The sequence below is a fragment of the Pseudomonas cremoricolorata DSM 17059 = NBRC 16634 genome, assembly GCF_000425745.1.
Classification (GTDB): Bacteria; Pseudomonadota; Gammaproteobacteria; order Pseudomonadales; family Pseudomonadaceae; genus Aquipseudomonas; species Aquipseudomonas cremoricolorata.
This window is the reverse complement of the sequence record NZ_AUEA01000011.1, coordinates 160190-172679: the sequence shown is the minus strand read 5'-3', so window position 1 is coordinate 172679 and position 12490 is coordinate 160190. Positions and strand designations below refer to the sequence as shown.

At 62.9% G+C, this 12490-nt stretch carries 11 protein-coding genes; 8 read left to right on the top strand and 3 right to left on the bottom strand.

Features of this window, described 5'->3' with window-relative positions; translation table 11 throughout:
* Window positions 1-2 precede the first annotated feature (2 nt).
* The 3 genes from H618_RS0114495 to H618_RS0114485 are packed head-to-tail and all read right to left on the bottom strand — an operon-like array spanning window position 3 to window position 2456.
* On the bottom strand, window positions 3-767 hold the full coding sequence (locus H618_RS0114495; RefSeq protein ID WP_028695745.1) for a TerB family tellurite resistance protein: 765 nt from the start codon (window positions 765-767) through the stop codon (window positions 3-5).
* A gap of 1 nt (window position 768) precedes the next feature.
* Window positions 769-1440: an N-acetylmuramate alpha-1-phosphate uridylyltransferase MurU gene (murU, locus tag H618_RS0114490; protein WP_028695744.1), complete on the bottom strand. Its 672-nt coding sequence runs from the start codon at window positions 1438-1440 to the stop codon at window positions 769-771.
* Window positions 1437-2456 carry an aminoglycoside phosphotransferase family protein gene (locus tag H618_RS0114485; protein ID WP_028695743.1) on the bottom strand — a complete coding sequence of 340 codons (1020 nt, stop codon included), beginning with the start codon at window positions 2454-2456 and terminating at the stop codon, window positions 1437-1439. The genes murU and H618_RS0114485 overlap by 4 nt, the downstream gene beginning before the upstream one ends.
* A gap of 131 nt (window positions 2457-2587) precedes the next feature.
* On the opposite strand from H618_RS0114485, the gene H618_RS0114480 reads away from it, so the two are divergent.
* The 8 genes from H618_RS0114480 (at window position 2588) to H618_RS0114445 (ending at window position 12414) form a co-directional block, all read left to right on the top strand.
* Window positions 2588-5419 carry an LPS-assembly protein LptD gene (locus tag H618_RS0114480; RefSeq protein WP_028695742.1) on the top strand — a complete coding sequence of 944 codons (2832 nt, stop codon included), beginning with the start codon at window positions 2588-2590 and terminating at the stop codon, window positions 5417-5419.
* Window positions 5400-6719, top strand: coding sequence for a peptidylprolyl isomerase (locus H618_RS0114475; RefSeq protein WP_028695741.1), 1320 nt, complete (start codon window positions 5400-5402; stop codon window positions 6717-6719). Before H618_RS0114480 ends, H618_RS0114475 begins: the two co-directional genes overlap by 20 nt.
* On the top strand, window positions 6716-7705 hold the full coding sequence (gene pdxA / locus H618_RS0114470; RefSeq protein ID WP_028695740.1) for a 4-hydroxythreonine-4-phosphate dehydrogenase PdxA: 990 nt from the start codon (window positions 6716-6718) through the stop codon (window positions 7703-7705). The genes H618_RS0114475 and pdxA overlap by 4 nt, the downstream gene beginning before the upstream one ends.
* The gene (gene rsmA, locus H618_RS0114465) at window positions 7702-8508 is read left to right on the top strand and encodes a 16S rRNA (adenine(1518)-N(6)/adenine(1519)-N(6))-dimethyltransferase RsmA (protein WP_028695739.1); all 807 of its coding nucleotides are present in this window, start codon (window positions 7702-7704) and stop codon (window positions 8506-8508) included. The genes pdxA and rsmA overlap by 4 nt, the downstream gene beginning before the upstream one ends.
* A 112-nt stretch (window positions 8509-8620) precedes the next feature.
* On the top strand, window positions 8621-9001 hold the full coding sequence (gene apaG, locus H618_RS0114460; protein WP_028695738.1) for a Co2+/Mg2+ efflux protein ApaG: 381 nt from the start codon (window positions 8621-8623) through the stop codon (window positions 8999-9001).
* Window positions 9001-9867 (top strand): symmetrical bis(5'-nucleosyl)-tetraphosphatase, encoded by an 867-nt coding sequence (locus H618_RS0114455; protein ID WP_028695737.1) that lies wholly within the window; start codon window positions 9001-9003, stop codon window positions 9865-9867. Before apaG ends, H618_RS0114455 begins: the two co-directional genes overlap by 1 nt.
* 11 nt (window positions 9868-9878) lie before the next feature.
* A complete protein-coding gene (gene glpE, locus H618_RS0114450) occupies window positions 9879-10208 on the top strand; it encodes a thiosulfate sulfurtransferase GlpE (RefSeq protein WP_028695736.1) in 330 nt (109 codons plus the stop codon).
* A gap of 283 nt (window positions 10209-10491) precedes the next feature.
* A complete protein-coding gene (locus H618_RS0114445; protein WP_028695735.1) occupies window positions 10492-12414 on the top strand; it encodes a PrkA family serine protein kinase in 1923 nt (640 codons plus the stop codon).
* Window positions 12415-12490 lie beyond the last annotated feature (76 nt).

The window sequence follows — 12490 nt, the reverse complement described above, 5'->3', positions numbered from 1 at the left end:
CGCTACAACCCGCGACGTTTGCGCACCACGGCATAGGCCTGGTGCAGCTCGCGGGTGCGCGTGGTGGCTTCGCGCACTCGCGCTTCGCTGGCGCCACTGCCTTGCAGTTTGTCCGGGTGATGGCGGCTGAGCAGTCGCCGATACGCCTGCTTGACCTGCCCCGCCTCGGTATCGGCAGCCACGCCCAGCAGTTGCAGCGCGGCTGCGTAGCTCAGCGCCGGCTCGGTGGTCTGCGCGGCACGCGGTTCGTACTCGCGGGCCAGGGCTTGCACCTGTTGCCGGCCCAGGCCGAGCTTACCGCCCCAGTCGGCGAGCAGCGCGCGCTCGTGCCGCCCGGCCTTGCCATCGGCCCAGACCATCCGCCAGCAGGCGCGCAAAGTACCTTCGCTTGCATGGGGCTGAGCGCTGATCCGGCGCAGGTGGTGGTCGAGACGGTCCTTGCCGGACTTGCCGCGATTGAACGCCTCGATCGCCCGCAAGCGTGAGGCTTCGGACAGGTTCAGGCGCAGCATTTCCTGACGCGCCTGGTGGATATGCGGCGGCTCGACCCGGCCGTCGCTCTTGGCCAGACGTCCGAGCAGCACGAACAGCAGTTCTTCATCCCGCAGAGGCGAGCGACCTTGCAGGCGCTCGCGCAGGTCCGACCAGCCCTGCACGCGCAAGCGCCGGTCCATGGCCTGGCCGAGCAAGGCGCCCAATAGCGCGCCGGGAATGCTCGCCACGGCGAATCCGGCCCCGAGTCCTACCAGCGTGCTTGGCCACCACATGTCAGCGACGCTCGGCGAGCAGCTGCTCGACTTCGACAAGACGCTCTTGGGTGCCGACGTCGACCCAGTGCCCCGCATAGTGCTCGCCACTGACCTTTCCGGCGGCCATGGCCTGGCGCAGCAGCGGCGCCAGTTTGAACGCCCCGGCCTGGCAGCCTTCGAACAACGCCGGGTCAAGGACAGAAATGCCGCTGAAGGTGAAGGTTTCGGCCTGCTGATCGCCATCGAACACCTGGCCGCCGTCCAGGCGGAAGTCACCCGCAGCGTGATGGCCGGGGTTGTTGACCAGTACCAGATGCGCCAGACCCGGCAGGGCCGACGGCAGCGAAGCAAAGTCGTAGTCGGTCCAGATATCACCATTGACCAGCACGAAGGGCGCCGAACCCAGCAGCGACAGGGCCTGGAAGATACCGCCGCCGGTCTCCAGCGGCTCGCCTTCAGGCGAATAGGCAATGCGCAGGCCGAAGCGGCTGCCATCGCCCAGGTGATCCTCGATCTGCTGGCCGAGCCAGGCGTGGTTGATCACCACTTCGCTGATGCCCGCGGCGGCCAGCGCGCGCAGGTGATATTCGATCAATGGCTGGCCAGCCACCGGCAGCAGTGGTTTGGGCGTGTGCAAGGTCAGCGGGCGCATGCGCTCGCCCTTGCCGGCGGCGAGGATCATCGCCTTCATGGGCGGGCCTGCGCGCGCAGTTCGGCAAGCAACTGGCCCAGCTCGGCAAGTTCAGGGCGACGCTCGATCACTTCATCTATATAGGCGAAGAAGCGCGGCGTATCGGCCATGTAGCGCGGCTTGCCATCGCGGTGGCAGATGCGCGCGAAAATGCCGATGACCTTGAGGTGGCGCTGCACGCCCATCAGGTCGCTGGCGCACTGGAAGTCGGCAAAGTCGGGGTGTACGGCAATGCCTGCGGCCAGGACCTTGCGCCAGTAGTCGTGCAGCCAGCCTTCGACCTGCGCCTGAGGCCAGCTGATGAAAGCATCCTTGAACAGGCAGGTGATGTCGTAGGTTACCGGGCCGTAGACTGCGTCCTGGAAATCCAGCACGCCTGGGTTCGGTGTGCTGAGCATCAGGTTGCGCGGCATGTAGTCGCGGTGCACCAGCACCTTGGGCTGGGCCAGGGCGCTGTCGATCAGTTGCTGGCTGACCCGCTGCCAACGCGCCTGCTGCTCGGCGGTCATCACCACCTCCAGTTCATGGCCGACGTACCACTGCGGGAACAGTTCGACTTCGCGGCGCAGCAGCGCATCGTCGTAGTGCGCAAGCGTCGCATCGAGGGGAAGGCGTTGCAGCGACACCAGGGCGTCGATGGCATCGGCGAACAGCTCATCGGCGTTGTCTGCGGTGAGCACGTCCAGGTAGGTCTGCCGACCCAGGTCGCTCAACAGCAGAAAGCCGCGCGGGATGTCCTGGGCGTGGATGATCGGCACATTGAGGTCGGCCTCGGCCATCAGCTGGTCGATGTCGACGAACGGTTGGCAGTTCTCGTGGGGCGGCGGCGCATCCATGACCACGAGAGTGTGCTCACCGCCCTGCCAGCGAAAGTAGCGACGAAAGCTCGCGTCACTGCTGGCGGGGGTCAGCGTGCCGGCGGGGACACTGCCCCAGCCGTTGTTCATGAACAGAGCGGGCAACTGCTCATCCAGCCACTGGCCGAGGTGTTCCAGGCGTACATCGTGATCGGGCATTACTTGGGTCTCCGACGGCCCTAGCCGTCAAGCGGGTCATGCTTTATTATCCAGCATCTTTTTCAGACCATCGAGAGGCGTGCGGCCCCCACACGCGGGCAGATGGCACGCAGGAAGCCCGGACTAATAAGATGGCATTGAAATCCCCCGCGTTTCGTAGAAAGTTTCCGCTGCTGGTGACAGGCGGCCTGTTGGCCCTGCAACCCCTGGCCGCGCCGCAGGTGATGGCTGCCGAGCAGTTCGACTGCCAAGTGTCCGCCTCTGGTGGCTGGGACTGCAAGCCCAAGGCCACTGACAGCCTGCCGCCGCGCCCCGTGCACAAGGGTGCCGCACAAGCGTCGTCCGGCACCGAGGTCGCGCAGAGCGCCGAAAGCACCGAGGACAAGCCTGTCCAGGTCACCGAAAGCAAAGGCCGTGGCCTGAAGTCGCGCAGTGCCGACTACAGCCACCTCGACTGGGTCCCGCGTGACAAGCTCACCCCTGCGCAACTGGCCGAAACCGGCCCGTACTGCAGCGGCGCCTACATCGAGCCCAGCCGTCCTGGCATGAACGACAAGACGCCCAAGGACGAGTCGCCGACCTACCTCAACGCCAAGGTGTCCCGCTACCAGCAGGAACAGCAGGTCGCCACCCTCGCCGGTGACGTGGTCATGCGCCAGGGCAGCATGCAGCTGCAGGCCGACGAGGCCAACCTGTATCAGGCCGAGAACCGCGGCGAGCTCAAGGGCAACGTCAAACTGCGCGACAACGGCTCGCTGGTCGTCGGCGATCAGGCCGAGATCCAGCTCGATACCGGCGAAGCCCAGGTCGACAACGCCGAGTACGTCATTCACAAGTCGCGCATTCGCGGCAGCGCGTTGTATGCCAAGCGTGCCGAGAACGCCATCATCCGCCTCAAGGATGGTACCTACACCACCTGTGAACCGGGCAGCAACGCCTGGCAGCTCAAGGGCAACAACATCACCCTGAACCCTGCCACCGGTTTTGGTACCGCGACCAACGTCACCCTGCGCGTGAAAGATATTCCGGTGTTCTACACCCCGTATATCTACTTCCCGATCGACGACCGTCGTCAGTCCGGCTTCCTGCCGCCGTCGTTCAGCAGCAGCAGCGACACCGGCTTCACCCTGGTGACCCCGTACTACTTCAACCTGGCACCGAACTACGATGCCACGTTGTACCCGCGCTACATGACCAAGCGCGGCTTGTTGATGGAAGGCGAATTCCGCTACCTCACCGAGTCCAGCGAAGGTCAGCTCGGCGGCGCGTATCTCAACGATCGCGACGACGACCGCAAGCGCCAGACCGACTACAAAGACAAGCGCTGGATGGTCAACTGGCAGCACAAGGGCGGCCTCGACGAGCGCCTGATGACCGAGGTGAACTACACCGACATCAGCGACCCGTTCTACTTCCAGGACCTCGACTCCGACCAGATCGGCGTCGAAAGCCGCGACTTCATCGACCAGCAAGGTGCCCTCACCTACCGTGGCGACAGCTACACCGCACGCCTCAACGTGCACGCCTACGAGCTGGCGACCATTTCGCAGATCACCCCTTACGACCGCCTGCCGCAGGTCACCTTCAACGGCAAGCTGCCGTTCCAGCCAGGTGGCGTGAACTTCGATTACGAGACCGAAGTGGTGCGTTTCGAGCGTGATCTGAAGAACGATCTGGTCTTCGACAAGCGCGGCGCGCCTGATGGCTCTATCGGCTATGTGCGCGACGAAGTCGGCAACATCCTCGGCGGCAAGCGCCTTGACGAGAACGTCACCGGCATCGCTCGCGCCAACGGCACCCGTCTAAACCTGGCGCCGTCGATCAGCCTGCCGATGGAAGCGAGCTACGGCTATATCACGCCGAAGTTGAAGTACGCCTACACCCAGTACGACCTCGATCTGGACAGCCAGGGCAAGGCTCAGGCCATCGCCCAAGCCAATCAGCCTGGCTACGGCAGCTACAGCAGCTCGATCGATCGCTCGATCCCGATTTTCAGCGTCGACAGCGGCCTGTACTTCGACCGCAACACCTCGCTGTTCGGCACCAACTACAAGCAGACCCTCGAGCCGCGTGCGTACTACCTGTACGTGCCGAACAAGGACCAGTCGGACATTCCGCTGTTCGACACCACCGAAACACTGTTCAGCTACGACTCGCTGTTCCGTGACAATCGCTTCTCTGGCACCGACCGCATCGGCGACGAGAACAAACTGTCGCTGGGCGTGACCACCCGCTGGATCGAAGACAACGGCTTCGAGCGTCAGACCTTCAGCATCGGCCAGGCCGTGTACTTCAAGGACCGCGAAGTGCAGTTGCCGGGTATCGACTACCGCACCCGCGACGACAGCAAGGCCAATGTTTCGCCTTATGCACTGGTCTATGGCTATCGCTTCAACCGCGACTGGCGCTTCAACTCCGACTTCAACTGGGACCCGGACAGCCACAGCACCCGCTCGGGCAGCGCGATGTTCCACTACCAGCCTGAAGCCGAACCGAACAAGGTGGTCAACCTCGGTTATCGCTATCGCAACGACCTGGTCACGTTCGACTCTTCGACTGGTAAGTGGCAAACAGGCCGTAGCGACTACGGTCAGCCAGGCGATCCGAACTACATCAAGGACTACTACAAGATCCAGCAGCACGACTTCTCGGTCATCTGGCCGATCGTCCCGCAATGGAGCGTCATTGCCCGCTGGCAGCACGACTACAACCGCAACCGCACCCTGGAAGCCATGGGCGGTTTCGAGTACGACAACTGCTGCTGGAAGCTGCGCCTGATCAACCGCTACTGGCTTGATATCGACGACTTCAGCCAGGCCACCCCACAGAACGAGAAGGGCGACCACGGCATCTTCCTGCAGATCGTCCTCAAGGGCCTCGGCGGTGTAGTTGGCAACAAGGTCGAATCCTTCCTCGACCAAGGCATTCAAGGTTACCGCGAACGTGAAAAGCAAGCTTATTGATCGACTGCGCCCACTGATGGTGGGTGCGGCATTGCTGAGTGGGGCGGTGCACGCCGCCGTACAACCGCTGGACCGTGTGGCGGCCATCGTCGACAACGATGTGGTCATGCAGAGCCAACTCGACCAACGCACCCGCGAAGTGCAGCAGACCATCGCCAAGCGCGGTGGTGGCGTGCCGCCGGCAGGCGCGCTGGAGCAGCAGGTGCTGGAGCGACTGATCGTCGAGAACCTGCAATTGCAGATCGGCGAACGCACCGGCATTCGCATCAGCGATGAAGAGCTGAACCAGGCAATCGGCACCATTGCCCAGCGCAATGGCATGTCGCTGGATCAGTTCCGCGCCGCGCTGTCGCGTGACGGTCTGTCGTTCGAGGACGCCCGCGAGCAGGTCAAGCGCGAGATGATCATCAGCCGCGTGCGCCAGCGCCGCGTGGCCGAGCGTATCCAGGTTTCCGAGCAGGAAGTGAAGAACTTCCTCGCCTCGGACATGGGCAAGATGCAGCTCTCGGAAGAGTACCGTCTGGCCAACATCCTCATCCCGACCCCGGAAAGCGCCAGCTCTGACGTGATCCAGGCAGCGGCACGCAAGGCCGGTAACGTCTACCAGCAACTGCGTCAGGGTGCTGACTTCGGGCAGATGGCCATCTCCCAGTCGGCCAGCGAAAACGCCCTGGAAGGCGGCGAAATGGGCTGGCGCAAGGCCGGGCAACTGCCACCTGACTTCGCCAAGCTGCTGGGCAGCATGAGCCAGGGCGATATCACTCAGCCGATCCGTATCCCCAACGGCTTCATCATTCTCAAGCTGGAAGAGAAGCGCGGCGGCAGTGCCAACGTGCTGCGCGATGAAGTGCATGTGCGCCACATCCTGATCAAGCCCAACGAAATTCGCAGCGATGCGGCTACCGAGCAGTTGGCCGAGCGTCTGTACGAGCGCATCCAGAACGGTGAAGACTTCGCCACCCTGGCCAAGAGCTTCTCGGAAGATCCGGGCTCGGCGCTCAACGGCGGCGACCTCAACTGGGTCGATCCGAACAGCCTGGTGCCTGAGTTCCGTGAGCAGATGGCCAACGCCCAGCAAGGCGTGGTGACCCGTCCGTTCCGCACTCAGTACGGCTGGCATGTGCTGGAAGTGCTGGGCCGCCGCGCCACCGACAGCACCGAACAGGCACGCGAGCAACAGGCGATGACCGTTCTGCGCAACCGCAAGTACGACGAAGAGCTGCAGACCTGGCTGCGCCAGATCCGCGACGAAGCCTACGTTGAAATCAAGCTGCCTGGCGCTGACCAGGCTGCACAGTGAAGCCACAGCGCTTCGCACTGACTCCGGGCGAACCGGCCGGCATAGGTCCTGACCTGTGCCTGCTGCTCGCCGCAGAGGTCCAGCCCCACCCCCTGATCGCCATCACCAGCCGTGACCTGCTCGCCGAGCGGGCCACGCAGCTGGGTGTGGCCGTCACACTGCTCGACGTAGCGCCAGGCCATTGGCCCGATGCGCCTGCCGCCGCCGGCAGCCTGTATGTCTGGGACACGCCGCTGGCCGCGCCAGTGGTTGCCGGACAGCTCGACAGCGCCAATGCGGCGTTCGTTTTGCAGACCCTGACCCGGGCCGGCAATGGCTGCCTGAACGGTAATTTCGCCGGAATGATCACCGCCCCTGTGCACAAGGGCGTGATCAACGAAAGCGGCATCGCCTTTTCCGGCCACACTGAATTCCTCGCCGAGCTGACCCACACCGAACAAGTGGTGATGATGCTCGCGACCCATGGGCTGCGCGTGGCGCTGGTGACCACTCACCTGCCCTTGCGCGAGATTGCCGATGCCATCAGCGCTGAGCGCGTGGAGCGCGTCACGCGCATTCTTCACGCCGACCTGCAAGACAAGTTCGGCATCCCCCAGCCGCGTATCCTGGTGTGCGGGCTCAACCCCCATGCCGGCGAAGGCGGCCACCTTGGCCGCGAAGAAATCGACATCATCGAGCCGACGCTTGCGCGCCTGCGCAGCGAAGGCATGAACCTGCGCGGTCCCCTGCCCGCCGATACCCTGTTTACCCCCAAATATCTGGAGCACTGCGACGCAGTGCTGGCGATGTACCACGATCAGGGCCTGCCGGTCCTCAAGTACAAAGGCTTTGGCGCCGCCGTCAATGTCACCCTGGGCCTGCCGATCATCCGCACTTCGGTTGACCACGGCACCGCCCTGGACCTGGCCGGCAGCGGCAAGGTCGATACCGGCAGCCTGCGCGTAGCGCTGCACACCGCCTACCAGATGGCCGAGAACCGAGCATGAACGAGCATTACCAACACCGGGCGCGCAAGCGCTTCGGGCAGAACTTCCTGCACGACGCAGGCGTCATCGACCGCATCCTGCGCGCCATCCACGCCAAGCCCGGCGAGCACCTGCTGGAGATCGGTCCTGGCCAGGGCGCACTCACCGAAGGCCTGCTCAACAGCGGCGCGCACTTGGACGTGGTCGAGCTGGACAAAGACCTCGTCCCGGTCCTGCAACACAAATTCCGCAACTTCGACAACTTCACCCTGCATCAGGGTGATGCCCTGAAGTTCGACTTCAATCAGTTGCAGGCACCGCCGCGCAGCCTGAAAGTGGTCGGCAACCTGCCTTACAACATCTCAACCCCGCTGATCTTCCACCTGCTAGCCCACGCGCACCTGATTCGCGACATGCATTTCATGCTGCAAAAGGAAGTGGTCGAGCGCATGGCGGCAGGGCCTGGCGGTGGCGATTGGGGACGGCTGTCGATCATGGTGCAGTACCACTGCCGGGTCGAACACCTGTTCAACGTCGGCCCGGGTGCATTCAACCCGGCGCCGAAGGTCGACTCGGCCATCGTCCGCCTGGTGCCCCACGAGACCCCGCCGCATCCGGCCAAAGATCCGGCGCTGCTCGAGCGGGTGGTGCGCGAAGCTTTCAATCAGCGGCGCAAGACCCTGCGCAACACCCTCAAGGGCCTGCTCGACGGCGCTGCCATCGAAGCGGCCGGCGTCGATGGCAGCCTGCGCCCGGAGCAGCTGGATCTGGCTGCGTTCGTGCGCCTGGCCGACCAGCTCGCCGCGCAACCTGCCAACAGCTGATGCGCTGCGGGGTTCGCCCCGCTTGCGCCGGCAGGCAACTGGCCGACCCACCCGGCAATGGCCTAGACTGCTGGCATTGCCGTCGTTGCCTCATTCCCTCCAAGGCCCTCGCATGTCCGACCCCCGTTACCAGATCGACGTCAGCGTCGTGACCCGTTACCTGAAAGACCAATCCGACCCCGACACCGATCGCTTCGCCTTTGCCTACACCATCACGGTGCAGAACAACGGCAGCGTGGCCGCTCGATTGATCTCCCGTCACTGGCTGATCACCAACGGTGACGGCGAAGTCGAGGAGGTGCGCGGTGCAGGCGTGGTCGGCCAGCAACCGTTGCTCGCGCCTGGTCAGTCGCACACCTACAGCAGCGGCTCGGTGATCGCCACCCGGGTGGGCACCATGCAGGGCAGCTATCAGATGCTGGCCGAGGATGGCAGCCAGTTCGATGCGCCCATCGCGCCGTTCCGTCTTGCCGTGCCAGGGGCGCTGCACTGATGGCGGTGTACGCCGTCGGTGACCTGCAGGGCTGCCTGCAGCCGCTCAAGTGCCTGCTCGAACGGGTCAGCTTCGACCCGGCAGTCGACCGCCTGTGGCTGGTCGGCGACCTGGTCAATCGCGGTCCCGATTCGCTGGAAACCCTGCGTTTTCTCTACGGCATGCGCGATGCCGTGGTCTGCGTGCTCGGCAACCACGACCTGCACTTGCTGGCCGCCTGGCACAACGTCGAGCGCTTGAAGAAAAGCGATACTCTGCTGGAAATCATCAAAGCGCCCGACGCCGACCAGCTGTTCGGCTGGCTGCGCCAGCAGAAGCTGCTGCACTACGACGAGGCCCGCGGGGTGGCCATGGTGCATGCCGGCATACCGCCGCAATGGACCCTAGGTACTGCGCTGGAGCTGGCCGCCGAGGTCGAAGAGGTGCTGCGCGATGACATTCGCCTGCAGCTGTACCTGGAAGGCATGTACGGCAACGAGCCGAACAAGTGGAGCAAGCGCCTTGCAGGCGTCGAGCGGCTGCGGGTCATCACCAACTACTTCACGCGCATGCGCTTCTGCACCGCCGAGGGCAAGCTCGACCTCAAGAGCAAGGAAGGCCTGGACAGCGCGCCGAAGGGCTACAAGCCCTGGTTCATGCACAAGGGTCGCCGCGCGCGCCACGTCGAGATCATTTTCGGCCATTGGGCAGCGCTCGAGGGCAAGGTCGACGAGCCTGGGGTGATCGCCCTGGACACCGGTTGTGTCTGGGGTGGCGCGATGACGCTGTACAACGTCGACACCGGCGAATATCACCGTTGCGACTGCGCTGAAGGCGGGGCCTTACGTTCGCCGGCTACCCCTGCCACACTCAACGACCAGCCCTGAAGGACACACTCATGAGCGATTTCAAGCGTATTTCCCCCGAGCAGGCCCAGCCGCTGCGTGAACAAGGCGCCGTGGTAGTCGACATTCGCGACCAGCAGGCCTTCGCTGCCGGGCATATCGTCGGCGCCCGCCATCTGGACAACGAATCGGTCGCCGACTTCATCCGTCAGGCAGACCTCGACGCCCCCACCCTGGTGGTGTGCTACCACGGCAACTCCAGCCAGAGCGCTGCGGCGTACCTGATCAACCAAGGCTTTTCCGACGTCTACAGCCTCGATGGCGGCTTCGAACTGTGGCGCGCCACCTACCCCACCGAGACCGCCCAAGGCAGCCTCGAATAATTTTTTCATCTCGCCCCCAGCCCGCGCTCTGCGCGGGCTGCCGCCCTTGCTGACGAACGGTCAAGAGGCACTTCTTCCTCTCCCGACCTTGACCTTGCGCAGAACCAACTATCCTTAAGCCCAGGCCATCCAAACAGGGGAGAGCCGGTACACCGGCGTGCGGGTCATCGGCTGCGTTCCAAGGGTGTTCTGGGGGGTTAACTGCAAGGGGTAGTTGCCACTTGCATGCCAGCATCAGCTGATAGATCCGGCGTCGGCTCCACGTATCGAGCGAGGTGACGTCATGAGTATTTTTAGCCACTTCCAACAGCGTTTCGAATCCACCCGACAAGAAGAACTCTCGCTACAAGAGTATCTCGAGCTGTGCAAAGCGGACCGCAGTGCCTATGCCTCGGCCGCCGAGCGTCTATTGATGGCCATTGGCGAGCCCGAGCTTGTAGACACCTCGACCAACTCGAGAATGTCGCGGATCTTTTCCAACAAGGTCATTCGCCGCTATCCCGCCTTTGCCGACTTCCATGGCATGGAAGAATGCATCGAGCAGATCGTGTCCTACTTCCGCCACGCCGCTCAGGGCCTGGAAGAGAAGAAACAGATCCTCTATCTGCTGGGCCCCGTGGGCGGCGGTAAATCGTCGCTGGCGGAAAAGCTCAAGCAATTGATGGAGAAAGTGCCCTTCTACGCCATCAAGGGCTCACCGGTATTCGAATCTCCACTGGGATTGTTCAACGCCACTGAAGATGGCGCCATCCTCGAAGAGGAATACGGCATTTCCCGGCGGTACCTGAGCACCATCATGTCGCCGTGGGCCACCAAGCGCCTGCAGGAATTCGGCGGCGATATTTCCAAATTCAAAGTGGTCAAGCTGTACCCGTCGATCCTCAACCAGATCGCCATCGCCAAGACCGAACCGGGTGATGAGAACAACCAGGATATTTCTGCCCTGGTGGGCAAGGTGGATATCCGCAAGCTCGAAGAATTTCCGCAGAACGATGCCGACGCCTACAGCTACTCCGGCGCACTGTGCCGCGCCAACCAGGGTTTGATGGAATTCGTCGAGATGTTCAAGGCACCGATCAAGGTACTGCACCCCTTGCTGACCGCCACCCAGGAAGGCAACTACAACAGCACCGAGGGGCTCGGCGCCATTCCCTACACCGGCATCCTGCTGGCCCACTCCAACGAATCGGAGTGGCACACCTTCCGCAACAACAAGAACAACGAAGCGTTCATCGACCGGATCTACATCGTCAAAGTGCCTTACTGCCTGCGCGTCAGCGACGAAATCAAGATCTACGACAAGTTGCTGGTCAACAGTTCGCTGGCCAATGCGCACTGCGCACCCGATACCCTGAAGATGCTCGCCCAGTTCACCTCGCTGTCGCGCCTCAAAGAGCCGGAAAACTCGAATATCTATTCGAAGATGCGCGTCTACGACGGTGAAAACCTCAAGGACACCGACCCCAAGGCCAAGTCGATCCAGGAATACCGCGATTCGGCCGGCGTCGATGAGGGCATGAATGGCCTGTCGACCCGCTTCGCGTTCAAGATTCTCTCCAAGGTCTTCAACTTCGACCCGCATGAAGTCGCCGCCAACCCGGTGCACTTGCTCTACGTGCTGGAACAGCAGATCGAACAAGAGCAATTCCCCGCCGAAACCCGCGAGCGCTATCTGCGTTACCTCAAGGAATACCTGGCACCGCGCTACATCGAGTTCATCGGCAAGGAAATCCAGACCGCCTACCTCGAGTCGTACAGCGAATATGGCCAGAACATCTTCGACCGTTATGTGCTGTACGCCGACTTCTGGATTCAGGACCAGGAATACCGCGACCCGGAAACCGGGGAAATTCTCAACCGCATCGCCCTGAACGAAGAACTGGAAAAAATCGAGAAGCCCGCCGGCATCAGCAATCCCAAGGATTTCCGCAACGAGATCGTCAACTTCGTGCTGCGCGCCAGGGCCAACAACAACGGCAAGAACCCCAGCTGGCTCAGCTATGAAAAGCTGCGCGTGGTGATCGAGAAGAAGATGTTCTCCAACACCGAGGATCTGCTGCCGGTCATCAGCTTCAACGCCAAGGCAAGCAAGGAGGACCAGCAAAAACACAACGACTTCGTCACGCGCATGGTGGAACGTGGCTATACCGACAAACAGGTGCGCCTGCTTTCGGAATGGTACTTGCGGGTCAGGAAATCGCAATAAAGCGGCAAGCGACGAGCCGCAAGCTGCAAGCTGCCTGGCGTGGGCATTGCCGCCCGCCCCAGGTCTTGCGGCAGCG

Coding starts and splice junctions, on each gene's coding strand:
- H618_RS0114495 (WP_028695745.1), bottom strand. CDS start 767: ATGTGGTGGCCAAGCACGCTGGTAGGACTCGGGGCCGGATTCGCCGTG.
- murU (WP_028695744.1), bottom strand. CDS start 1,440: ATGAAGGCGATGATCCTCGCCGCCGGCAAGGGCGAGCGCATGCGCCCG.
- H618_RS0114485 (WP_028695743.1), bottom strand. CDS start 2,456: ATGCCCGATCACGATGTACGCCTGGAACACCTCGGCCAGTGGCTGGAT.
- H618_RS0114480 (WP_028695742.1), top strand. CDS start 2,588: ATGGCATTGAAATCCCCCGCGTTTCGTAGAAAGTTTCCGCTGCTGGTG.
- rsmA (WP_028695739.1), top strand. CDS start 7,702: ATGAACGAGCATTACCAACACCGGGCGCGCAAGCGCTTCGGGCAGAAC.
- apaG (WP_028695738.1), top strand. CDS start 8,621: ATGTCCGACCCCCGTTACCAGATCGACGTCAGCGTCGTGACCCGTTAC.
- H618_RS0114455 (WP_028695737.1), top strand. CDS start 9,001: ATGGCGGTGTACGCCGTCGGTGACCTGCAGGGCTGCCTGCAGCCGCTC.
- glpE (WP_028695736.1), top strand. CDS start 9,879: ATGAGCGATTTCAAGCGTATTTCCCCCGAGCAGGCCCAGCCGCTGCGT.
- H618_RS0114445 (WP_028695735.1), top strand. CDS start 10,492: ATGAGTATTTTTAGCCACTTCCAACAGCGTTTCGAATCCACCCGACAA.